Here is a 24,071-nt window from a genome sequence, read left to right as displayed (position 1 = left end):
AAAGATTAGAGGCTCGAATGATAATCTGGTTACAACTCAAACGCTGGATCAAAGCAAACATCTTTGTTTTGAATGGCAAAAACTTACTGTTCACTTTTCTTGGCTACATCGCTTTATCGTGGTCGATGCTGTATTTGGCGGGTGAAACAGATTTAACCAGTTCGGTTACCGTATTCGCTTACTACTTGGTGGTGACGGCTTCTACGGTTGGTTATGGTGATTTATCACCGACCACGGTAGCGGGGCAGTGGATCGTTATTCTATTTGTGATTCCAGGCGGGTTGAGCCTTTTTGCCGCGTTGCTCGGTAAAGTGGCGACAGAAGGTGTTGAATATTGGCGAGCGGGCTTGCTAGGAAAAAGGAGAGTTAGAGTGGACAACCACATTTTGATGTTGGGGTGGAATGAGCAAAGAACTATTCATCTCATCCGCATGCTACAACACGAAGAAACGGGTAAACGACCAATCGTGCTATGTACGCGTTCAGATATCGAGAACCCGTTACCCGGTGAAATCAATTTCGTCAAAGTAAACAGCTACACCGATGGCAAAGAGATGGAGAAAACGGGCATTGAGTCTGCAAGTTGCATCCTGATTGATAACCCAGAAGACGACATTACGTTATCTGCGGCGCTTTACTGTGCCAACCGAAACCCTAAAGCGCACCTTCTTGTTTACTTTAAAGATGAAGCGCTGAGCGATTTGTTACACAAGCATTGCCCTAACTCAGAATGTATTCCAGCGGTGGGTGCTGAGATGCTAGCAAAGGCTGCGGTAGACCCAGGTTCCAGTGCGCTTCACCAAGAATTATTGAGCTCAACAAGAGGCATGACACAGTATTCAACGTATTTCCCTGAAGACGCTGAGTCTGTCACCGTCGCGCCTATTTTCTCAGTGTTTAAAGAGAAGTATCAAGCAACTCTGATCGCCATTGATACGGGGAGCGGTATTGAACTCAACCCAGAGTTAGATCAAGTGGTCAGCAGTGGCACTAAGCTGTTTTATATTGCTGATGAGCGAATTGATGACTTCGATTGGAAAGGCTTCTAAAGCGACTATTTTATTTCGTCTGAAAACTAAAAAAGGCCTCATAATGAGGCCTTTTGGCTTGTATAAAGCTAACTGTTATTGAGCTTCAGCCAGTGCAATGCCACGCTGCGTTAGTCCGCAAAGCATCACAGGAACAGCGTTAAAGATCTCTTCGAACTGCTCTAGGCCTTCGATGCCTTGCTCTGCAAGCGTAGCAATTGACGTTTCTGGATCGTAAAGCATGCTCAGTGACAGCAGGACACCGCCAACGAGTGCGTTATCTTCGCTCTCTTCAGGCATTAGTGTTTCCCAATCGTCGCGAGCAATCTGCCAGCCTTGAAGCAAGCCTTCACAAAAATCACGAGCGGCAGTGTTCACCACTTCTTCGTCGTCTAATTGACAAGCTTCAGGCCAAACCCAAGTCCCTTCAATCAGTTCTGGGCGGGTTTTATTCCAAAGCTCGATGATAACTTCAATGTAGCTTTCTAGCTGTTCACCATCCGTAAAAGGTGCGACTTCTTCGCCACCCCATAAGAACGGTAGCCACTCATGCGGGGTTAACACATTCGGTGCCGCTGCCATTGCAGTGACAAAGCCCATTGTTTTGTGTTCTGTGATTAGCTTTCCTTCCAACTCTGGAAGCGCAAGAATATCTTGTAAAGTCAAAGTGAGGTACCGTAAAAGGGAACATATTTGCGCTTATAGTACCAATGAACTTGTGCCAATCAAGCTTCAATCTAAAAAGGCTTGATGTCATGGATGATAAACACTAGGTTTAACAGAAAAGAAAACAATAAAAGAATTATGCAGATACGGTCGTCTTTAAAGAAAAAAAGCATGGTAGCGCTTGGATTATACCTTGCGATGTTTATTGCCATTGTCGGTAGTGTGACGTATTACGTCGTAGAATCCCCTGTGCGCGCCAAATTACAACAAAACCTCGACTTGCGTACGCAACTGTTATCCGCATTGATTACAGAGCCACTCAGTAGTTCTCGAGGCTTCGTAGACAGTCTCGTTGGGTTTGCTCAAGCGCATCGTAACGGTGATGATGTTATTCCGCTCTTTAAGTCCATGTTGGCGGCGAGCGACGATACGATTGTCAGTGCCGGTATTTGGCCCGAACCTTATGCGCTTGATTCTAAAAAGCTTCTCAACAGTTACTTTTTTAATAAAGCCGACGATGGAATAATCGACCAGATATATTCTTACAACAACCCCCAAAATGCCCCTTATCAAGAAGAGTATTGGTACACCTCTGTCGTCAACCAAAAACAAGGCACGATCTCTTGGAGCGATGTGTATATCGATCCATACACACACGTTCGAATGATTACGGCGTCTTCCCCTTATTATTACGACGGTACTTTTGCCGGTGTTGCCACGGTGGATCTCTCGCTCGAAGAGCTGCTTGGTTTTATCAAGAACCACGCCGAAGAATACAACCTTGGCATTACGCTCAGAGATAAGCTTAACCAAGTGTTGGTTTCGCATAACTTTAATCTCGTTGAAGGCATTTACATCAGTAGCAATCAATTTGGTGATTTCGGCTGGCAAGTGGATGTGGTGAACTCCAAATCACGAGTAGAAGACGAAGTGTTTCGTCAGGTGATGAGCATTGAAGGCGGTATTGTTCCGCTATTGCTACTTTGTGTCATGGCGGGGTATTACTTATTGAACCGTTATTTGATTAGTCCAATCACAAGGATTGCAGCACAGGTTGATAGTTCGAAAGCCGGCGAAATCATTGATGTGGATTACTCGAGTGATGACGAAATCGGCCATTTGATTAAAACCTTCAACGAAAAGACCATTTATCTCGAAGCGGAAAAGGTTAAAGCTCAGGCATCCACCAATGCAAAAACCGCTTTCCTTGCGACCTTGTCACATGAAATTCGCACTCCGATGAATGGGGTATTGGGTACCGCTCAAATCCTATTAAAAACGCCTCTAAATTCTGAACAAGAGAAGCATCTTAAGAGCTTGTATGAGTCCGGCGATCATATGATGACTCTACTCAACGAGATCTTAGACTTCTCGAAGATCGAGCAGGGCAGGTTGGATCTTGATGAAACGCGTTTCCCGCTTGATTCGATCATCGGCAGTATTAACAGTGTTTACTACACATTGTCTTCCGAGAAAGGGCTTCAATTCAAAGTATACTCTGAGGTGACTTCGGGTCGTTGGTACTTCTCAGATAAAGCTCGCCTTCGCCAAATTTTGTTTAATCTATTGAACAACGCGGTGAAGTTCACCTCCAGAGGCTTTGTTGAGGTGTACCTGAAAGAAGTTGTAGAGGGGAGTGACACCTATCTGAGCATTCGAGTTCGTGATACCGGAATTGGTATTTCTAAAGAAGCTCAGAAGCGTATTTTTAAACCGTTTGAACAAGCGGAGTCTTCGACCACAAGGTGTTTTGGCGGTACTGGCCTTGGCCTCGCGATTGTGAAGAAAATTGCCCAGTTGATGGATGGCAGTATTACCGTCACCAGTGAAGAAGGGATAGGCACGAGTTTTGATGTTCGCTTGAAGATTCAGCCATGTCAGCCAGGAGAAATCGAGAGTTTGCCACATAAGAAGTTGGACTACTCTGGCTTAAAGGTACTGATCGTCGAGGACAACCGAACTAACACGGTGATCATTGAAGCCTTCATGAGCAGTAAAGGCTTTACCTGTAAGAGCGTCGAAAACGGTGAACTTGCGATACAAGCCGTGGTTGCTGAGCGCTTTGATTTGGTGCTCATGGATAACCATATGCCTGTGATGGATGGCGTTGAATCAACCACTGCTATTCGTGCTTTGATAGGCGATGTGTCATCGGTATTGGTGTTTGGTTGTACGGCTGATGTCTTTAAAGAGACTCGTGAGCGTATGTTGGGGGCAGGTGTGGATTATATTATTGCTAAGCCGATTGACGAGCGTGAACTGGATGATGCCTTGTTCCGCTATTCAAATAAGCTTTATCAATACCATGAAGTAAAAGCGGATGAGCTCGAAAGCCAAGACGTAAAACCACACGATTCGAAAAGTAAAAGCGAGTCACTGCCTAAACCTGATCTTCGCAACAAAGATAACACTGAAGAGCTGTTAGTGACGTTGTATGTGGCGCTAGAAGACAACAACCTAGAACTGATTCAATTTGCACTAGAGAGCCTACGTGTCCACGTTGAAGCTATGAACAACGCGGAACTTACTGAACAAGTCGATAAAGCGTTAGAGCAGGTTGCTTTAGGATCACCACCTACACAAGATGTCATTAATATCATTACTGTAAATCTACCTATGGCTTAAATGTTGTTTAATTACGGTAAGTAAATGACGAACTGTCCAATATTTGACCTTGGTTGGATTTTTTGGTGAAAGTGACTGCTTTTAAAGTGGTTTTTGGTTGTTAATTTACAACTTGATTTTTAATTTGGAGTGTATGACTACTAATCTTGTGATTTAATAGCGACATTATCTGGTGAGGTGCAAATGTGCCTTGTTTATATGTTACTAAATCACTAATTAAGCAGTGATATATTTTAGGTTTGTCGTCAATGAAGTCTCGTGGTCCATTTTGTATTCGAAACGCAGCTGCGGATACATTTGCTATGGTCGTTTTCTGTTTTATTTCTGGCATGATCGTAGAAGTGTTTATTTCTGGTATGACGTTTGAGCAATCTCTTGCTTCTCGAACGTTATCTATTCCTGTAAACATTGCTATCGCTTGGCCTTATGGCGTTTTTCGTGATTGGTTCTTACGCAATGGTGCAAAACTTTCAGAAAGCTCATCGATGAAAAACTTGTCTGATTTGATGGCATACGTGTTATTCCAGTCTCCAGTGTATGCGGGTATTTTGTTGGCAGTGGGTGCTTCAGGCGACCAAATCGTTACGGCTGTAACCAGTAATGCAGTTATCTCGTGCGGTATGGGCGTACTTTACGGCTACTTCCTCGATATGTGTCGTAAATGGTTTCGAGTTCCTGGCTACTATCAACAAGCTTAAGAAAAGCAACAAGCGTAAGTGCAGCGAAAGAATGAAATTTGGTTTGTTTTTGATCTAATGAGTTAATTTGTAATCGAACAAACCGAAAAAGGCACTTTTTTTGAGAATGCCCCTTGACCAAAGCAAGCAGAATCAATAAAGTAGCGCCTCGTTGAGTGACATGCTCAACACACAATTTGTGGAAGGATGGCTGAGTGGCTTAAGGCGCTCGCCTGGAAAGCGAGTATACGTTTATAGCGTATCTGGGGTTCAAATCCCCATCCTTCCACCACTATTCAAAACCCTAGCAGAAATGCTGGGGTTTTCTCGTTTTAGAGCCTCTATATCCCACCTCATCTGTATACCTCCCTAATATCCGTTCCTTTAATCATTGCTTTATAGTTATAATCTCTATTAATACCGTCGCAGAATTAACCATATTAGGTGTTTTTATCATAGATAATCGCTTGATTTTTTGGCGTGAACCTAGATTATCAATAGTACGCAATATTATGAATAATCTAACTATTAGGAATCCATAACCTCATGACAGAAACCCTAGTTTCTCCAATGCTCTCTTTTACGATCGCGATTTCATTACTGTTTATCGGTAAAGGTTTGATCGAGCGATCTGAAGTATTAAGAAAGTATTCACTGCCAGAGCCTGTGATTGGTGGCTTTGTCTGCGCAGCGACCGTAGCGGCGCTTTACTATATTTTTGAAATCCAAATCACTTTTAGCCTAGATGTCAGAGACTTTTTGCTTCTCTACTTTTTTGCTGGCATCGGGCTCCAAGCGGATATTAAAACACTGATTAAAGGTGGGCGACCGTTGTTCATCCTACTGTGTCTTGCTGCCATTTTTATCGTGTTGCAAAACGTAGTCGGAATGGCAGTCGCTTCTGGCTTTGGAATGGATCCTAAAGCAGGCTTGCTATCTGGGTCTGTTAGCTTGATAGGCGGCGTAGGCACAACGTTAGCGTGGGCGCCAATGTTTGTGGAAGAGTTTGGTATTGCTAACGCGCTCGAACTTGGTGTCGCTTCAAACACGGTTGGTTTAATTGCAGCGTGTGTGATTGGTGGCCCGATTGCCAACTACCTGCTCAATAAACACAAAGTAAGCCCTTCTAATGAAGAAGAGGTTACGGTTGGTGCATTCCAAGAGAGTGAAACAAAAACGGAGCTTAGTCACTACGGCGTTCTATGGGCGTGGTTGATTCTTAACTTAACACTAATGCTGGGTTACAGCTTGAGTGAAGTTATCGACTCTATGGGCCTAAAACTGCCGTTATTCGTTAGCTGTTTAATCGCTGGTATCTTAATCGGAAACGTCGGTCGTGCATTGTTTAAGAAGCGTCGTACACAAGAGAAAATCGCTCAAGGCCGCAAAGGCTTAGCGATGATCTCTGATATTTGTTTAGGCATGTTCTTGACCATGGCATTGATGGGGTTGCGTATCTGGGATCTCGATGGACTGTTTGGCTATATCTCTGTTGTCATGAGTATCCAGATCTTGCTTTCCCTGTTGTTTACTGTGTTTGTCGTTTATTACTTGATGGGAAGAAACTACGATTCTGTGGTGATATGTTCAGGCTTCGGTGGTATCACTCTAGGCTCGACCGCAACAGCAATTGTGAACATGACGGCAGTAACTCATCGATATGGCGCAAGCCCACAAGCATTCATTGTGGTGCCATTAGTGTGTGGTTTCTTTGTTGATTTGATTAATGCGCTAGTGATCAGTTTCTTTGTTGGTCTGTAGTGAAGTGACCGGTTATTGACTGCTTGAGGTTTACATCGGGATAATGACCACAAAGGCGATGACGAAAGTTGTCGCCTTTGTGTTATCTACAGCAAAAAATACACGTATATCAACCTTTGATGTAATGCCTTGAAGTGACTCGGTGCACAAGTTAGTAAGCGCAATTCCGATCTCGATAAATTGGGATACGTGTTCGCAGCAAAATTGTGAGACGCTTGATTAGTATCAGTCGAATCACAAGGAAGTTGAATGCACCACTTTAATATCCGCGCGCTGGAATACCTTAATGCTTTATCGAAATACGGGTCGTTACGTAAGGCATCTAAGATGATGAACGTTGACCCTGCCGCGATGAGTCGAATGCTGACGCAGTTAGAAGCGCAAGCGGAAATGAAAGTATGGGAGCGCAACAACCGCCAATCTCTGCTGACTGAGGCGGGGAACGAACTGTTGAACTACTATCGCTCCATTGTTCGTGGAGAGGCGGCAGTGCTTGCTCGACTAACCAAGCTTAAAAACCTCAAGGGCGGTAATGTTAGCATCGCGATTGGAGAAGGATTTATTACTAACTTGGTCTCTAAACCGATGCAAACCTTCATGACTCGTTATCCTGATATCAATCTTTCTATTGAGATCGCAGGGGCATTGGATGCAGTCAAGATGTTGGAAGATCAACAGATAGACTTTGCGATAACCTATGCGTCTGCACCACATCCTAAACTGCACTCTCACGTTGAACGCAGCCATCCGCTCGAATTGATTGCTCCGAAGGGGCACTTCCTTACGATGAAAGATGCACCAGTGGTAATGCAAGATATTCAAGACGCTTCTCTCGCCTTGATCGATAACTCGACCGGTATGGGGAGGCTGGTAAAGCAGGCTGAACAAATTTCCCATCTTACCTTGCAGCCAAAACTTCAAACTAACTCAGTCACGGCACTGACTAACTTCGTTTCAGCAGGGTTGGGCGTCACCTTTATGCCTAAACTCACTGTGATCGATGAGATAAAGTCAGGGCAGATAGAAGTGGTTGCGACCGAGTTGGAGATGCTATCGAAGGCGACGGTTAAGGTTCAATCTTTGAAAGGCCGTGCACTAACGCTACAAGCGGAAACCTTGTTAGATTTCTTACTCGAGAACGCCACTTTCTTGAGTCATGACGCTTACAATATCTAGGCTTAATCAGTTTACTTAGCGACTCCTACCTAAGCTTTCAAATACCGCCAATATCACACTTCCAAACTGCTGGATTTGTTTTCGAGTCGAATTGATGTTTTGTCAATGCCACCTCTATTGTTAAGTCAACACATGCGGAATAAGTTACAAATTATTAACGAAACGAGTTTTAGACTGACAGCTGTGTTCGACAGATTTGGCTTTCTCAGGCATTAGGGGAAGAGAATGGAAGTTATTGTAATTGGCAGTGGTGTTATTGGATTGACCAGCGCATGGTACTTGGCAAAAGAAGGTCACTCGGTCACGGTTATTGATCGTCAAGATAGCAGTGGCAAAGAAACCAGTTTTGCGAATGCTGGGCAAATCTCTTACGGTTATTCTTCACCATGGGCGGCGCCTGGTATTCCATTGAAAGCGATGAAATGGTTAACCCAAGAGCATGCCCCTTTAAAAGTTAAGCCTTCACTTTCTCCTGAATTGGTTTCTTGGGCGACTAAGATGCTCGCCAACTGCAATGAAGCCAAATACGCACAAAACAAATCGCGCATGTTGCGAGTCGCTAACTACAGCCGAGAGTGTCTCACTCATCTAAGAACCAGTGAACAACTGGCTTATGAGGGCCGGCAGAAAGGCACCTTGCAAGTATTCAGAAGCGAAAAACAATTGGACGCTATTCAGCAGGATATGAAGCTATTAACAGAGAGTGGAATCGAACACTCGCTGTTTGATGTTGAACAGTGTCTGTCAGTGGAGTCTGGTTTAGCAGACGTTAAAGACAAGCTGGTGGGCGGCCTGTATTTACCACACGATGAAACCGGTGATTGTCATCAGTTCTGTTTAACCTTGACCGAAAAAGCCAAGCAACTCGGCGTTCAGTTCGTGTTTAATACCGAAGTGGTTAGGCTCAATCATCAGAATCAAACCATTGAGAGTATTACAACGACTCAAGGCGAGTTCAAAGCGGATGCTTACGTGGTCGCTTCAGGAAGCTATTCTCGAGAACTGTTGAAGCAAGTTGATTTGTCGATCCCGGTTTATCCAGTGAAAGGCTATTCGCTAACACTGCCGATCGTGAATGCAGATAAGTCACCAACCTCGACTGTGATGGATGAAACTTACAAGGTAGCGATGACGCGATTTGATGATCGTATTCGCATTGCAGGGACGGCAGAACTTGCGGGGTTTAATTACCTTATCCCTGAAAAACGCAAAGCCACGATTGATATGGTGATTAAAGATCTTTTCCCACAAGCGGGTGACTTTTCTAAGGCTGAATACTGGACTGGGTTAAGACCAATGACGCCGGATGGTACGCCTATTATCGGTAAGACGCCTATCAAGAACCTATTTACAAATACTGGACATGGGACATTAGGTTGGACAATGGCATGTGGCTCAGGAAAGATCTTGGCAAGCGTGGTCAGTGGCTCAGCTAGTGATATTAAAACTGATGACTTAAGTATCCATCGTTACATGTAGTTCATCCAAATCCTTGGTCATACGAATTAGCCCATGTTTATTAAGCATGGGCTAATTTGGTTTGAGTGTCGCGGCTTATCGGGTGGTGGTTTCTAACACATGAGTGAATCGTTCCCACGATTTTTGGTCAGCTTCATGTTGATAGTTATTCGATCCGAATACTGTGAAGGCGTGTGGCGCACCACTATAAGTGATCATCTCATGCGGAACTTTGGTTGATTCAAGTTGAGCGGCGAGGCTTCCAAAGTCGTGCATTGAAATCATGGCATCAGCCGTGCCGTGGAACACGACTACGGGAGCTTTAGTCTGCGAGTAGTCTTGGCCTTTTGGTGTTGATAAACCGCCATGGAAGGTTACGTAAGCCTTCGAAGGAATTCCCGCACGAGCGGCTTCCAATACAGCAGCTCCACCAAAGCAGTATCCCATTATTACGTTGTTATCTAAGTTGCCGCCAAGTCTTTTCGCTTCCATGGCTCCTGCGTTGAGTAGCGCACGCATTTTCTCTCTGTCTTTGTACAGTTCACCTGTGTGTTGTTTTTTGTCTTTCACTTCGGTTGGGCGAATGCCTTTACCAAACAGGTCGATAGCGAACACGTTGTAACCGAGTTCGTTGAGCATCTCAGAACGTTTCTTTTCGTAATCGGTTAAGCCATCCCAATCGTGTATTAGCAGTACTAAAGGTGCTTGGTCACTGGCCTCACTCCAATAACCTTCGTAATCCATACCATCGACTTGGTAAGTGATGTTTTCTCCTGAAATCGCAGAGAAGGGCAGTAAAACTGAAAACAAGCCTAGCGTGGTGAGTGTTCGCATGCGTTATTCCTTTCGATGACAATTGACGTTCCAATCGAAAGTATAGATAACGCGATGATTCTCGCCATATTTCTGTCTCTAACTTGAAATGTATGGCAGGGATAGCCGGTGGCTATTGCTGATGAATAGCCATCGAGAGGGAGTGCGATGGCTGTTTTGTGATGTTTTCAGCTTACCAAAACTTGAATAGCTAAGCTGGGGAATAAAGGAAAACAACTACCAAGATGCGTTGGTTTTGCTAATGCTCATCTCTGGATACTTACGCTGATAGCGTGGCAACATCGATTCATTGCCTAAGATGCCACCTTGATGGATATAGATGACGGTTTTGGTTGGGTTGTCTTGTTGCCATTGTTCCAAGCATTGCCACATCAAAGGGTCATAGAGCAGGTCAAATTCAATGTCGGTTTGCTCTTGTAGATCCAACCAGGTTTGATAATCCTGCTGATACAGCTTACCGAAATGGTGCTTGGTTTTGAGCGGTAAGATCTGTGGGTGATCGGATTCGCCAAGTTCATTGAATTGTTGCGTTAAATAGTCATTACCGCCAACACACGCACAGGTTAACACCGGGATGTTGTGCACTTTTAAATGCTTATGCAGATACAGAGCCGTACTGCCGGTGCCTGCTGGTAGTGCAACCAAGAAATCGTGTTGGTTTTCGAAACGCGTCCAGCTGAGTATCTCCATCGCCAGTTGCTTCACGCCATATTCAGAAAGCTGAGAGCGTCCACCTTCAGGCAATACAATGCACTGAGAATCTGGCTGTCTTATTTGCTCAATATACTCCTGAGGGTGAAGCTCAGAGCCCGTCTCTTTGACTGAAATCACCTTAGCGCCTAAGTCTACAGCGCCACGGTAATTGCCGATTGGACGTTCTTTTAGCCATTGAGGAAGGTGATCAACGTAAAACTCAAGCGTCCAGCCTTTAATTTTTGCAAGTGCAGCGAGCGAGAATAGAGAGTTAGCTTGCGCAGAACCGTAGCTTATTAGAGTGGTGATGTTTGGGTGATCGTCTTCCAGTAGCTTCATGAACTTTCGCGCTTTATTGCCACTAAAGTGAGAGTGGAGCTGATCGTCACGCTTCAAGAAAAAGGTGTGGTCGTTGTATTGATGTTGAGTTATAGGGCTATTATTTAGTTTCATCGCACTTAGACAAAACGCTGACTAAGAAGCCAGCATTTTTAGTTCAAATAGGACTAACAAGTATCTAGTAGCCTGCAAGTGCTGTAAACCAACTAAATCAAGTTTTCGTTCGATATTGAGCCTCGAACTATGAATTCATTTGCTCTGAGATTGATGCGGATATATCGGTTTGAAAGGTGATTTTAGCGGTACATCCACCACAGCTGCGATTGACCAATTCAAAGCCCCACTGGAAGCGTTGACACAAGTCCTCGACAATCAATAAACCTAATCCATGACCATTCGGATTGTATTGTTCCTGAAGGCCTTCACCTTGGTCTTCAATCACAATACTCTGTTCGGACAGGGTAACCGTGACAGTGCCACTATTGGTCGCTGCAATGGCATTCCTCAATAAATTGCCGACCAACATATTCATGATCGCGCTGGTGGCTTGAATGGTCGGCTCTGATTGAATGTGTAAGGATATCTCGACTTGCTTCTCATCCGCCTGTAATGAATTCTTGGAAACGATAGCTTCTAACTCTTGCTGACTAAACAAGCGCAGCGGTGCATCGTCACTGTTTCTTTCATAACGAACTAAACCAAGCAGTGCATCGACCATTTCAGACATTTGAACAATGGCTTCATCAATACGTTCAACCTGACGAGATTGAAATTCGGTTGTTTCGCTTCTCAGTAACAGTTTGTTGGCACCACGAGCAACAGTCAACGGAGTTCTTAGTTCATGACTTGAGTAGCGTGCGAAAGCTTGCTCGCGTTTTACTAGAGAATTGATTTCTCTTCTGTATTGATTGAGTTGATCCGTCAACTGACGAAACTCCACCGCCGCATCGTCATTCACTCCAAATTCTTCGTTTAGATTGAGCTTATTGGATTCAAGCTGTTCAGACAGGGAGTTGAAGGGCTCAATCAGCCGTTTAGACAACCGATAGAGCAGAGCTCCGAAGCTGAATATTAGAATAGAGAGAAGGGCTAATACAAATGTGGTGGCATAAACGAGCTCAAAGACACTAAGCTCGACACGGTCTATTTCAGAAAGCAGAACAATAGGGTGAGTTCTACCTTCATGAGTATACTCGCCTACATAGACCATGCGAGATTCTGGATCTTCACCGACCTCACCAATGAAATTTTCTTTGCCTTCAATATACTTTAAATACTTTTTCGGTAGATAGGAAAGATCGTTGTAAGCGATAGTCAGGTCATCAATACGAAGCTCTCCACTTTCACCTGACTGGAATAACCCGACTGCATAGTTGCGGTCAATTAGGATGCGTCTTTCACCCACGCGGTCTTCCGACAAGTACAGGGCTGTGATAAATACCACATAGACAAATGCCGACACAATTACGGCCATTAACCCAAAGAAAACCGCTAAGCGGCCCGTTAGGGTTTTTGTGCTTGTAAGAACATTTGAAATCAATTCGATGGCTCCAATCGGAAGCCAACTTTAGGCACCGTAATTAACATCTGAGTGTCGAAAGGCTTGTCGAGTTGATTACGTAACTGATAAATGTGACTGCGCAACACATCATTGTTGGGCTCGTTTTCTTCCCATAACTTGTAGGAAATAGCTTCACGAGTGACTACTTCAGGTGCGCTTTGGCACAGCATCTCAAGTATGGTGTAAGTGGTTGGGTTGAGTGCGAGCAGCTTATCTTGACGGTAGGCTTTACGCGTTTTTTGGTCGATGGTGAGTTCATCAAACTGCAATTTAGAAGACGCCACCTTTCCTCGGTAACGACGAACCAGTGCGTTCATTCTCGCTTCTAAAATATCCAAATCGAAAGGCTTGGTTAGGTAATCATCGGCACCGTGTTCAAAGCCTTTCAGCATATCTTCTCGGCTATCTAAGGCGGTCAGCATCAAAATAGGTGTCGCGTTACCTTGGTCTCGCAGTTTATTACAAACCGTTAGGCCGTCCATTCTCGGTAACATTAGATCCAATATGATGATATCAAATGAGTTTTCCAACGCGAGTTGTAGGCCAAGTTCACCGTTGTCTGCGTAATCGAGTTCCATGCCAATACACTCAAAATAATCAAACAATACACCTGCAATTTCACGGTTATCTTCGACTAATAGAACTCGTTTCATTTTGATTCTCATACAGAAATAGACAGTAACATTATCCTGAGTGAGCGTGAAAAATATGTCAATAACATAACTTTCACTTATGGGAGGGTAGATTGGCTGCAGATTAAAAAATAGAAGAACGTATTATGTCTGAACTTCATATTAGCCGCCCTAAGATATCTACATCGCAGATCAATCCTGCGGTCTCTTTGTCTATCATTGTGCCTTTTTACGATGAACAAGAGGTATTGGAAGAGTTCCACTCTCGCCTTACCAAGGTGCTTGATAGCTTACCGATCACGAGTGAGATTGTTTATGTCGACGATGGCAGCAAAGACAACAGCTTGGACTTGGTGAGTTCATTCACTTCAATCAACAGCTCAATCTCGGTGATTGGTTTAAGCCGTAACTTTGGTAAAGAGTCAGCCATGAGTGCTGGCCTTGAGCATTGCCGAGGACAAGCGGTGATCTTGTTAGACGCAGACCTGCAAGATCCGCCGGAGCTGATCCCACAAATGGTTGCCAAGTGGCGCGAAGGCTATGACGTTGTGAATATGCAGCGCAGCCAGCGTGATGGTGAAACGTGGTTTAAGAAGTTTTCAGCGGCGAGCTTTTACAAAGTCATGAATGTGGCTGCGAAAATCGATGTTCCTGAAAATGTCGGTGATTTCAGACTGTTGAGCCGTGAAGTCGTCGACCATATCAATCAACTTCCTGAACGTAATCGCTACATGAAAGGTATTTTCTCATGGCCGGGTTTTAGGCAAGCAACGATTCAGTTTAAGCGCGACGCGCGCTTTTGTGGCGAGACCAAGTGGAACTACTTGAAGCTGGTTGGCTTGGCGATGGATGGCATCACTTCATTCTCTATCCGCCCACTGCGTATTGCGACGGCCGTTGGTGGCTTAGTGGCACTTACTGCTTTCGTGTATGGCGTCTTCATCGTGTTCAAAACCATGATGTTTGGTGAGCCCATCACGGGCTATCCGTCAATGATGGTCGTACAGCTTGCCCTTGGCGGTATCCAACTGTTGTGTATTGGTTTAATGGGAGAGTACATAGGTCGTATTTTCATTGAAACCAAGAATCGCCCTTTGTATCTGATTCAATCGGTGGTCGATACCCCAGCATTAAAAACACATTTTAAATTAGAGGAGTCAGCATGAGCCTGAACCGAACGCACCTATGGTATTTGTTGGCTTTTGCATTGGTTCTAAGGCTCTTATCTCTGGCGACATACCCTTTAATGGATACTACGGAAGCGCGCTATGGAGAAATGGCTCGCTTGATGGTAGAAACCGGCAATTGGTTAACCCCTCAATTTGATTACGGCATCCCTTTCTGGGGTAAACCACCGTTGTTCACATGGATGAGTGCGGCTGGGATTGAGCTGTTTGGTTTGAGTGAGTTTGCTGTGCGTGCGCCACACTGGTTAGCAGGTTTTGCGACGATTTTGTTGGTTGCGTGCATGGCTAAGCGCACCGGACAAAGTGCCTTGGTGGCGGCCGTGGTATTGGCGACATGTGGGATTTTCTCTATCGCGGCGGGTGCTGTTATGACTGACATGGCATTAACGTTAGCGATGACCATAGCCATGTTAGGTTTCTACCTATGTTGGTTAGGAGGAGAGGGTTCGAAGGGAGAAGGGAGCGCGAAGACTAATCGGTCTTGGGGCTATGTCGGTTTCATTGGCTTAGCACTAGGCTTGCTGGCAAAAGGGCCGGTAGCGATTGTGATTATGGGTATCGCCGTTTTCCCTTGGTTAGTATTGCAACATGGATTTTTTGGCGCTTTTAAAGTGTTATGGCAACGCTTTCCACTGTTGTCAGGCTTAGGCGTGATGCTAGCGATTGCTTTGCCGTGGTACATCATGGCTGAAATGGCAACACCGGGTTTTATTGATTACTTTATTGTTGGCGAGCACTTTAAGCGTTTTGTTGTGAGTGGTTGGGAGGGCGATTTATACGGTTCTGCCCATGACCAAGCAAGAGGCATGATTTGGATTTTCTGGATTCAAGCGGCTGCGCCGTGGTCGATTGTGTTGCCTATTTTGACTTTCGCCCGTCGTAAGAAAATCGCAGAAGTTAACGCTGAACATAGTGGGTTGTTTTTATTCCTTGTGTGTTGGTTGGTCTCTCCTCTAATTCTTTTCACTATGGCGGGTAATATTCTTCCAGCTTACGTCCTACCGGGTATTCCAGCCCTTGGCTTGCTGGTGGCAACGCTTGTAGTAGAAAAAGATAAGAAGTGGTTCTCGAGTGTGGCTTTAGTGCTACCTGTGTTGCTAATGATTGCAATGGTCTACCTCAACTTAGGCAAAGCGAACGAGAAAAGTGACCGTATTATCTTCGAGCAGATCACGGATGAAGCGCCGAGCTTTTACATCGGTAAACGACCGTTCTCTGGGCAATTTTACAGTCATGGACAAGCGAAAAAGCTACTTGATGTTAAGCAGTTAGATGGTATCGACAAGTTCTATCTGATTGGTAAAAGAGCGGAAGTGGAAACCAAGATTAAAGACAATGCGTTGACCTGTATTTTAGAGCCGACGGTGAAGATCAAGCGCGCTCTATTTAGTTGTCATAGCCAAAACATCAAACCAAATCTATCGTTGAGCCATATTCGAAGTGATGGCGATGTTCAATTTTAACTCGTCATCGAGACTGTTTAGCCACAAGTTCGACGTGCTAAACCAAAAACTACAACCTCATCATAAGATGATTAAATTCGCTACGGTGGGGGCGAGTGGCTTTGTTGTCGATTGTGCCGTGTTTGCGTTGCTGCATTACGTTATTGGGCTGCCGTTAATGAGTGCTCGAATTGGCTCTTTCATCGTTGCAGCAACGACAACCTGGTTTGGAAATCGAGTGTTGACCTTTGAATTCAAAGGGCAGGGGAATTGGTCCGAAAAGCTGATTCAATGGCAAAAGTTCATGTTCTCTGCATCAATATCGGCGATACCTAATTTGCTGTGCTTTAAGTTGATGACTGAATTGCTGCCTGCATTTACTGGGGCAGTGTTTATCGCAATGGCGGTTGGCATCTTGGTGGGCATGGTCAGTAACTATTTGCTTAGTCAGTATTGGGTGTTTGCTCGTTAGGCTATCTTGTAACAGACACAAAAAAGCGCAGCTAAATAGCTGCGCTTTGTGTTTTTACGATAGCGAAGTCAATCGGTTCGCGATATTAGCGTTGTGCTGCGCGCTGGCGGTTCTTGCCGTTACTTGCAGGTTTGCCACCTTGACCATTGCCCGCTTTGTTACGGTTTGGTTTGCCATTTCCGCCGCCATTACCTTGTGATTGCTGACCACCAGGACCTTTCTTAATGAAGCCAGTCGCTGGTTTACGAGCATTGCCATTACCGCCACCTTGGTTAGCATTACCTTGGCTACCGTTGCCGTTACCATTCGGCTTCTTGCCACCCGGTTTCTTACCAGAGTGGTTACGTGGGCTTTCGCCACCAAGACCTGGCTGAGACTTGCTGTGCTTAGTAGCAAAGCGCTGTGAACCGTGACGACCAGACTTACGACGTTGTGCTGGTGTTTGTGCATCAAAGTCTTCTGCTGGTACTAGGCAGTTTGCTTTATCACCAATTAGGTGCTGTTTACCCATGCTGATCAGTGCTTCACGGATGATTTTCCAGTTTTCAGGATCGTGGTAACGAAGCAGTGCTTTATGCAGACGACGTTGACGATCACCTTTCGGCACAGGAACATCTTCACGCTTCTTATATTTCACGCGTTTCAGAGGGTTAGTCTCTGAGTAGTACATCGACGTTGCATTACACATTGGCGATGGGTAGAAGTTCTGTACTTGGTCACACTCGTAGTTGTGCTTTTTCAGCCACATTGCTAGGTTAAGCATGTCTTCATCTTCTGTGCCCGGGTGAGCAGAGATAAAGTAAGGAATTAAGTACTGTTTCTTACCGGCTTCAGCGCTGTACTTCTCGAACATCTCTTTGAAACGATCGTAAGTGCCCATGCCCGGCTTCATCATCAGATCCAGTGGGCCTTTTTCAGTATGCTCTGGAGCAATCTTCAAGTAACCACCAACGTGGTGAGTCACAAGCTCACGAACGTATTCTGGAGATTCAATCGCTAAGTCGTAACGTACACCAGAAGCGATCATGATCTTCTTAACACCCGGTACTTTTCTCGCAGAGCGGTACAGGTCGATAGTGTGTTGATGGTCTGTGTTTAGCTTTTCACAGATTTTCGGGAACACACATGATGGACGACGACAGTTAATTTCAGCTTTTGGATCTGAACAACCTAAACGGTACATGTTCGCCGTTGGGCCGCCCAAGTCAGAAATAGTACCTGTGAAGCCCGGTACTTTATCTTTAATGTCTTCGATCTCATCCAAGATAGATTCTTTCGAACGGTTCTGAATGATGCGACCTTCGTGCTCTGTGATTGAACAGAAAGAACAACCACCAAAACAACCACGCATGATGTTAACCGAGGTTTTGATCATGTCGTATGCTGGGATTTTCGCTTTGCCGTACATCGGGTGCGGAACACGCTTGTACGCAAGGCCAAACACGTAGTCCATCTCTTCTGTGGTCAATGGAATAGGCGCTTGGTTAATCCAAAGCTCGCGATCACCGTGACGTTGAATCAGAGCACGACCTGAGTACGGGTTTGTCTCAAGGTGCAGAATACGACTAGCGTGAGCGTAAAGAATACGGTCATTGTTTAGCTTTTCGTAACCTGGGATACGAACCGCTGTAGTTTTTGCATCGTGACGAGAAGGGCGAATAGTAATAGGTTGCGCTTTTACTTCTTCTTTTTCGTCTTTCTTGGTATCACACTGAGTTTCAACTTCGTACGGGTTAACCGGAACATACGCTTTGTTCGGCTTTTCGATACGAGAAGAGTCAATGATCTTGAAGCCTTCAGGGGCCGCAGGAAGATTGATAGCAGTACCGCGGATATTGGTCAGCGTAGACATGTCTTCACCATCGGCAATGCGGTGTGCTACTTCAACCAGTGCACGTTCAGCGTTACCAAAAAGAAGAATGTCAGCTTTTGCATCAAACAATACAGAGCGGCGAACTTTATCTGACCAGTAGTCGTAGTGAGCTACACGACGTAAGCTCGCTTCAATACCACCAAGCACGATTGGCGTGCCTTTGTAAGCTTCACGACAACGTTGAGAATAAACCAGAGTTGCACGATCAGGACGCTTGCCACCTTCATTGTTCGGAGTATAAGCATCATCGTGACGTAATTTGCGATCAGAGGTGTAGCGGTTGATCATGGAGTCCATGTTACCCGCTGTGATGCCGAAGAATAGGTTAGGTTTACCTAGCTTCATGAAGGCATCTTTATTGTCCCACTTTGGTTGAGCAATAATGCCCACGCGGAAACCTTGAGCTTCAAGCAGACGGCCGATGATAGCCATACCAAAGCTCGGGTGATCGACATAAGCGTCACCAGTTACAATAATAATGTCACAGCTATCCCATCCAAGAGCATCCATCTCCTTTCTACTGGTAGGCAAAAAGGGTGCAGTTCCGTAGCACTCGGCCCAGTATTTTTTGTGTTCGTGAATAGGAGTGATATCGCTGTACATATTTCAACCTCTGATTTTTGAGGCGGGAATTATAGCGGCATGAGCCTAGACTAGCCAGTAGAACATGCCCCTGTTAGTTCTGGTGTCTTTCGTCTTTTTACGGTAAATGGCGACAAAAGAACCATACAACAGCATAGTTGAAGCCTTGAATAACGTCGCTAATTTGTGATTTTGATTAGTGTTCGCAGCAGTTTTTGATATTATTCGCGAAAATAAGTCTGAAGAAGTAGATCCACAATGGTCGAAACGTTATTAGTACAATTTGCTCCGATGCTTTTAGGAGCCCAACTGATCTTAACCCTCATCTTGGTGAAAGGGGATATTTGTCCGGGGCAGCGTGGTCGTATCCACAAGATGTTACCTGCGATTGGCGTGCTGTGGCTTGCCGTTGCCTCAGTAAAAATTGAAGCCTTTCTGGTCGTGTTTGCGATCTTTTATTTCTATTCTCAAGTTCAAACTAAGAAGACACGCGATTCTGGCCCTATTTGGGTGATGTACTTAGCTTGTGGTTTGGCATTGTCTTACGTTGCTATCCAAGCGACGGAACAAGCAACTACCGTTGGTATCATCACTACTGTATTGCTAGTGGCACTGTTAGGCTCAGCGTTTGGCCATTTACTGCTGACGATTGCAAGAACACGCTTACGGGCATTTCACCGTGTTCTGCCTGTTGTTGGTGTTTTGACGGGCATGTTGGTGGTTTTGGCAACAGTCGTGAGTGTCTATTCTTTGTCTGAAGCTCAACTAGAACCAGTGATTTCAACGCTACTGTTCAGCTTTGCGTTGCTAATCTCAGCTATCGTGGTGTGGTGTTGGCATCTACTGTTCGTTAAAACCCCGGAAAAACTTCAACTGACGGTTTCGTTACTGATGTTATTGGCTGCGGCTGTGGGTTTAACGCCAGTGTGGGCACTTTAATCGCGCACTTTCATTAATTACGTGCGCTCATTAATCACGCATTCTCTTTAAGAAGTGTGATCAGTTTTTTAGCATGGCCTTGGTAAGCGTTCTAAACTTAATTTTAGTCGGTGTGTTCGTAAGGAGTACGAGATGGATTTAAGCAACGTCAAAGGTTTCGATAGCATTATCTTGCTGGGAATCGTGAATGAGAAACTTCGCCTAGAGTGCGATAGCTTTGAAGAGCTGATCAGTATGTATGAAATGGATATAGAAAGTGTCGTGGGCAAGCTCGATATGCTTGGCTATCAATACGACCCATTGACTAACCAGTTTAAGTCTTATCCAAGATAGTCTATTTTCGCGAATCAACAGATATCGAAAATCATCGATACTGAAACTAAAAAGTCACAGATTATCTGTGACTTTTTTTTGTTTCTGGCGTTTGCCTTTCCGATTTAATACAGGCTTAAGCTAGCTCAATAATGAACCTCTTAAACGACCTCAATACCATCTAAGTGACTCTTACTCTGCTGTCTTGCTGTGCTAAAGAAAGCCTGCAGGTAACGTTTGTCTTTTTCTGAGTTTCTTACCGCTGCAAACAGTCTTCTTGAAAGCCCTTTGCCCAACGGCTTGCTGGCTATCAAGCCTTGTCTTGAGAACTCACTGATTGCCCAATTTGGTAATGCCGCGACACCTAATCCTGCCGATACCATTTGCACCAACATCAAGGTATTGTCTGCTTGCTTCCACTTCTTAGGTTCTACACCTGCAGGTTGTAAAAAGTGCTTCACCACATCCAAACGCTGTTTTTGAACTGGATAGGAGAGCATCGTGAGATCGCTAAGATCTTGCGGGTCAATGCTCGCTTGATCTGCCAAAGGCGAGTTGATCGCAGTGATGAGACGCATCTCAAAATCAAAGAGTGGTTCGTAGTGAACCTCAGAGCGAGGCTGTATATCAGAGGTGATCACCAAATCTAGCTCGCCTGCCATTAGCGCGGGTAGCGGCTCAAACCCAAAGCCTGACGAGAAATCTAGCGTTACGCTTGGCCAAGCCACTTGATATTCCTTCAAAGCAGGCATTAACCATTGGAAGCATGAGTGACATTCAATCGCCATGTGCAAACGACCATTCACATCCTCTTTCAGGCTCGCGAGTTCGTTCTCCGCTTTAGCTATTCTTGGCTGTATCTCATCGGCAAGCCTAAGCAAAATCTCACCTTCAGAGGTGAACTTAACTGGTCTAGTTTTACGTAGGAAAAGCTGACCACCGATACGCGCCTCAAGGTCTTTCAGTTGGTGAGAAAGCGCCGACTGCGTCAAATGAAGAGAGGTTGCAGTGGCAGTTAGTGAGCCGTTGTCTCTTAAGGTGGTCAATGTTCGAAGGTGTTTAAGCTCTATCATGAGTATTCCTCATATTCCCTAAGCCAATTCAATATTTCTTAATAATCACCCTACGGGGTTTTTTATCATTTGTAAACGTCTAGATGTCTAGATGGTTTTGAGTTCCTCATCTTTGGTTTATTCAAGATGAATATTTTTAATAAACAAGATGAATATTTGGACGTTGTTCATTATTCAGATTGGGTGGATAGTTTAGCCATCCAGACGCCTTTTTGATAAAGCGTAATCTTCAATAGGTGGTCTGAAAAGATACTAACAATTATTGAATAAGGAACAGGCTCATGACTACGACAACGCATATTCTTGGCTACCCACGCATTGGTGAAAAACGCGAACTGAAATTCACACTAGAGAAGTACTGGCGCGGTGAGATTAACCAATCAGATTTAAAGCAACTCGGTAGCGAACTAAGAAATCGTAACTGGAATGTACAAGCTAAGGCGAATCTAAGCTTTGCAACTGCGGGTGACTTCGCATGGTACGACCATGTTCTAACAACGACGTTACTTCTAGGTCATGTACCTGAGCGTCACGCTGGTGGATCAGAAGGTGAAAAAGCCTTCCCAGATTTAGATACCTTGTTCCGCGTTGGTCGCGGTCAATCTCAAACTCAAATACAATCTCAAAGGCAGCCAACTTGTTGTGGCGCTAAGCACGGCTCTGAAAGCGCTAAAGATGGTGCAGCAGCATCAGATATGACGAAGTGGTTCAACACTAACTATCACTACATTGTTCCTGAGTTCAGTAAAGACGACACCTTTGAAGTGAGTTGGCCACAACTGTTTGACGAAGTGAGTGAAGCGATTAAAGCGGGGCATAAGGTGAAGCCAGTTCTTCTAGGCCCATTATCTTATTTATATCTCGGCAAGGAAGTAGAAGAGGGCTTTGACCGTTTAACTTTGCTTCCACGCTTGCTTACCGCTTACCAAGCGATTCTGGCAAAACTGGCCAAGTTGGGCGTTGAGTGGGTACAAATCGATGAACCTATCCTTTCTCTGGAACTTGAGACTAAGTGGGCAGATTCATTCAAATTGGCTTATCAGGTGATTCAAGGTGATGTGAAGCTACTCCTTACCACGTACTTTGATTCTGTGACTGACACGTTAGATAAAATCATGGAACTGCCCGTCAACGGCTTACACATCGATTTGGCTGCCGCACCCCAGCAACTCGATGAAGTGGTGAACAAGCTACCTGAAGATTGGGTGCTGTCTGCAGGTGTCATCAACGGGCGCAATGTTTGGCGAGCAGACTTGGCTACTCAGCTAGCGAAACTGCAACCAGTGAAAGAGAAGTTAGACGATAAGCTTTGGGTCGCAAGTTCATGTTCGCTGCTGCACAGCCCAGTTGACTTAGAGTTAGAAGATTCACTTAGCGATGAAGTGAAAAGCTGGTTTGCTTTCGCGAAACAGAAAGTCACGGAAGTTAGCTTATTGGGTGCTGCGCTTGACGGCGATCAAAATGCCATATTAGCGTGTGAGACGTATAGCCAACCTATTGTTGCACGTAAGAGCTCGACTCATGTGAACAAGCCTCAAGTACAGGCTCGTCTTAGCACGATTACCAAAGCATTAGCAGAGCGTAGTGCTCCTTATGCAGAACGTGCCGCGCACCAGTCTGAGGTGTTAGGCTTACCGCTGTTACCAACCACAACCATTGGTTCATTCCCACAGACAGGCGAGATCCGTGTTCAACGTAGCGCTTACCGCACTGGCAAGCTGAGTGAAGCGGAATATAACACAGCATTGAAAGGCCATATTGCGGATGCCGTTAAACGTCAAGAAGCACTGGATTTGGATGTGCTTGTTCATGGCGAAGCTGAACGTAACGACATGGTGGAGTACTTTGCAGAAAACCTAGCAGGCTTTCAAACCACTAAGTTTGGTTGGGTACAAAGCTATGGCTCACGCTGCGTGAAGCCGGCGATTGTGGTCGCGGATATAGAGCGTGAGAAGCCGATGACCGTAGAATGGTCGACCTATGCCCAATCTCTGACCTCGAAGCAGATGAAAGGGATGCTGACAGGCCCAGTCACTATCTTATGTTGGACATTCCCACGTGAAGACATTTCACGCAAAGAGATCACTAATCAATTGGCATTTACGCTGCGAGATGAAGTGTCTGATTTGCAAGACGCGGGCATCAACATTATCCAAATCGATGAACCAGCGATTCGTGAAGGTCTGCCATTGAAAAAGCGCGACCACGCAGAATACCTAGAGTGGGCGGTCGATGCCTTTAAGATCTCAGCGGCAAGTGCTAAACCAGAAACTCAGATTCATACCCACATGTGTTACAGCGAGTTCAACGAGATCATTGATTCAGTAGCCGCGCTAGATGCCGATGTGATTACCATTGAGACTTCTCGCTCGAACATGGAACTGCTGAAAGCATTTGAAGAGTTCAACTACCCGAATGCGATTGGACCTGGCGTTTATGACATTCACTCACCAAACATCCCTTCAGAAGAGTGGATTGTGGATTTACTTAAGAAAGCAGCAGAAAAAATCCCAGCAGAACGTTTGTGGGCGAACCCAGATTGTGGATTAAAGACTCGTAACTGGGCAGAGACAGAAGCCGCACTAACTAACTTAGTTTCGGCGACTAAGACACTGCGTAAAGAGTGGGAATCAGCTGAGGCATAATTCAGTCTAAGATTTTGATTGATCCGTTAATCCACGATGAACCACAACAAAGGCCTCGCATTTGCGAGGCCTTCTGTTTTGTGCGCCGAGCATGGC

Annotated in this window: 19 protein-coding genes and 1 tRNA gene; 13 read left to right on the top strand and 7 right to left on the bottom strand. The window is 45.1% G+C overall.

Going from position 1 to position 24,071, the window contains the following annotated elements:
• The first annotated feature begins 17 nt into the window (after positions 1-17).
• Positions 18-1,049, top strand: coding sequence for a potassium channel family protein (locus tag AB4138_RS03605; protein ID WP_017063519.1), 1,032 nt, complete (start codon positions 18-20; stop codon positions 1,047-1,049).
• Between the two features lie 75 nt (positions 1,050-1,124).
• Here AB4138_RS03605 and AB4138_RS03600 read toward each other — a convergent pair whose 3' ends face one another.
• On the bottom strand, positions 1,125-1,694 hold the full coding sequence (locus AB4138_RS03600) for a UPF0149 family protein (protein WP_017062064.1): 570 nt from the start codon (positions 1,692-1,694) through the stop codon (positions 1,125-1,127).
• Between the two features lie 171 nt (positions 1,695-1,865).
• On the opposite strand from AB4138_RS03600, the gene AB4138_RS03595 reads away from it, so the two are divergent.
• The 6 genes from AB4138_RS03595 to AB4138_RS03570 all read left to right on the top strand — a co-directional run bounded on the left by AB4138_RS03595 (position 1,866) and on the right by AB4138_RS03570 (position 9,412).
• Complete coding sequence (locus AB4138_RS03595) at positions 1,866-4,319, top strand: ATP-binding protein (protein ID WP_372305010.1); 2,454 nt, start codon at positions 1,866-1,868, stop codon at positions 4,317-4,319.
• A 248-nt stretch (positions 4,320-4,567) separates the two neighbouring features.
• Positions 4,568-5,017: an L-alanine exporter AlaE gene (locus AB4138_RS03590; RefSeq protein ID WP_372305007.1), complete on the top strand. Its 450-nt coding sequence runs from the start codon at positions 4,568-4,570 to the stop codon at positions 5,015-5,017.
• A 180-nt stretch (positions 5,018-5,197) separates the two neighbouring features.
• Positions 5,198-5,288 (top strand) — tRNA-Ser (locus tag AB4138_RS03585).
• Positions 5,289-5,542: 254 nt separating this feature from the next.
• The gene (gltS, locus tag AB4138_RS03580) at positions 5,543-6,757 is read left to right on the top strand and encodes a sodium/glutamate symporter (protein ID WP_017072261.1); all 1,215 of its coding nucleotides are present in this window, start codon (positions 5,543-5,545) and stop codon (positions 6,755-6,757) included.
• Positions 6,758-7,006: 249 nt separating this feature from the next.
• Positions 7,007-7,933 (top strand): LysR family transcriptional regulator, encoded by a 927-nt coding sequence (locus tag AB4138_RS03575; protein WP_102441664.1) that lies wholly within the window; start codon positions 7,007-7,009, stop codon positions 7,931-7,933.
• A gap of 225 nt (positions 7,934-8,158) precedes the next feature.
• Complete coding sequence (locus AB4138_RS03570) at positions 8,159-9,412, top strand: D-amino acid dehydrogenase (RefSeq protein WP_017071750.1); 1,254 nt, start codon at positions 8,159-8,161, stop codon at positions 9,410-9,412.
• 75 nt (positions 9,413-9,487) lie between these two features.
• Here AB4138_RS03570 and AB4138_RS03565 read toward each other — a convergent pair whose 3' ends face one another.
• The 4 genes from AB4138_RS03565 to AB4138_RS03550 all read right to left on the bottom strand — a co-directional run bounded on the left by AB4138_RS03565 (position 9,488) and on the right by AB4138_RS03550 (position 13,471).
• Entirely contained in the window at positions 9,488-10,225 is a 738-nt protein-coding gene (locus AB4138_RS03565; RefSeq protein ID WP_372305004.1) for a dienelactone hydrolase family protein, read from the bottom strand.
• Between the two features lie 216 nt (positions 10,226-10,441).
• Entirely contained in the window at positions 10,442-11,371 is a 930-nt protein-coding gene (locus tag AB4138_RS03560; protein WP_372057358.1) for a 1-aminocyclopropane-1-carboxylate deaminase/D-cysteine desulfhydrase, read from the bottom strand.
• A gap of 127 nt (positions 11,372-11,498) precedes the next feature.
• A complete protein-coding gene (locus AB4138_RS03555) occupies positions 11,499-12,797 on the bottom strand; it encodes a sensor histidine kinase (RefSeq protein WP_372147908.1) in 1,299 nt (432 codons plus the stop codon).
• Positions 12,794-13,471 (bottom strand): response regulator transcription factor, encoded by a 678-nt coding sequence (locus tag AB4138_RS03550; RefSeq protein ID WP_017062034.1) that lies wholly within the window; start codon positions 13,469-13,471, stop codon positions 12,794-12,796. Before AB4138_RS03550 ends, AB4138_RS03555 begins: the two co-directional genes overlap by 4 nt.
• Positions 13,472-13,596: 125 nt before the next feature.
• On the opposite strand from AB4138_RS03550, the gene AB4138_RS03545 reads away from it, so the two are divergent.
• From AB4138_RS03545 to AB4138_RS03535, 3 genes are read left to right on the top strand one after another with little or no spacing between them, the layout of a single operon-like run.
• A complete protein-coding gene (locus tag AB4138_RS03545) occupies positions 13,597-14,616 on the top strand; it encodes a glycosyltransferase family 2 protein (RefSeq protein WP_048659621.1) in 1,020 nt (339 codons plus the stop codon).
• Positions 14,613-16,100 carry an ArnT family glycosyltransferase gene (locus AB4138_RS03540; protein ID WP_372305000.1) on the top strand — a complete coding sequence of 496 codons (1,488 nt, stop codon included), beginning with the start codon at positions 14,613-14,615 and terminating at the stop codon, positions 16,098-16,100. Before AB4138_RS03545 ends, AB4138_RS03540 begins: the two co-directional genes overlap by 4 nt.
• Positions 16,087-16,551 (top strand): GtrA family protein, encoded by a 465-nt coding sequence (locus AB4138_RS03535; protein ID WP_372304998.1) that lies wholly within the window; start codon positions 16,087-16,089, stop codon positions 16,549-16,551. The genes AB4138_RS03540 and AB4138_RS03535 overlap by 14 nt, the downstream gene beginning before the upstream one ends.
• An 85-nt stretch (positions 16,552-16,636) precedes the next feature.
• On the opposite strand, the gene AB4138_RS03530 is transcribed toward AB4138_RS03535, so the two are convergent.
• Positions 16,637-18,934 carry a YgiQ family radical SAM protein gene (locus AB4138_RS03530; RefSeq protein WP_017067347.1) on the bottom strand — a complete coding sequence of 766 codons (2,298 nt, stop codon included), beginning with the start codon at positions 18,932-18,934 and terminating at the stop codon, positions 16,637-16,639.
• 330 nt (positions 18,935-19,264) lie between these two features.
• Here AB4138_RS03530 and AB4138_RS03525 point away from each other — a divergent pair, with 330 nt between their 5' ends.
• The gene (locus AB4138_RS03525) at positions 19,265-19,945 is read left to right on the top strand and encodes a hypothetical protein (RefSeq protein ID WP_372304996.1); all 681 of its coding nucleotides are present in this window, start codon (positions 19,265-19,267) and stop codon (positions 19,943-19,945) included.
• 132 nt (positions 19,946-20,077) lie between these two features.
• Complete coding sequence (locus AB4138_RS03520) at positions 20,078-20,278, top strand: DUF4250 domain-containing protein (RefSeq protein ID WP_004736508.1); 201 nt, start codon at positions 20,078-20,080, stop codon at positions 20,276-20,278.
• A 140-nt stretch (positions 20,279-20,418) separates the two neighbouring features.
• On the opposite strand, the gene AB4138_RS03515 is transcribed toward AB4138_RS03520, so the two are convergent.
• Positions 20,419-21,330, bottom strand: a complete 912-nt coding sequence (locus AB4138_RS03515; RefSeq protein ID WP_372304993.1) for a LysR substrate-binding domain-containing protein — start codon at positions 21,328-21,330, stop codon at positions 20,419-20,421.
• A 281-nt stretch (positions 21,331-21,611) separates the two neighbouring features.
• On the opposite strand from AB4138_RS03515, the gene metE reads away from it, so the two are divergent.
• The gene (gene metE / locus AB4138_RS03510; protein WP_372304991.1) at positions 21,612-23,975 is read left to right on the top strand and encodes a 5-methyltetrahydropteroyltriglutamate--homocysteine S-methyltransferase; all 2,364 of its coding nucleotides are present in this window, start codon (positions 21,612-21,614) and stop codon (positions 23,973-23,975) included.
• Positions 23,976-24,071: the final 96 nt, after the last annotated feature.

The organism is Vibrio sp. 10N.286.52.C3 (assembly GCF_041468865.1).
Lineage (GTDB): Bacteria > Pseudomonadota > Gammaproteobacteria > Enterobacterales > Vibrionaceae > Vibrio > Vibrio crassostreae_C.
The sequence above is the reverse complement of the archived record's forward strand: the minus strand, read 5'-3'. Positions and strand labels throughout refer to the sequence as shown.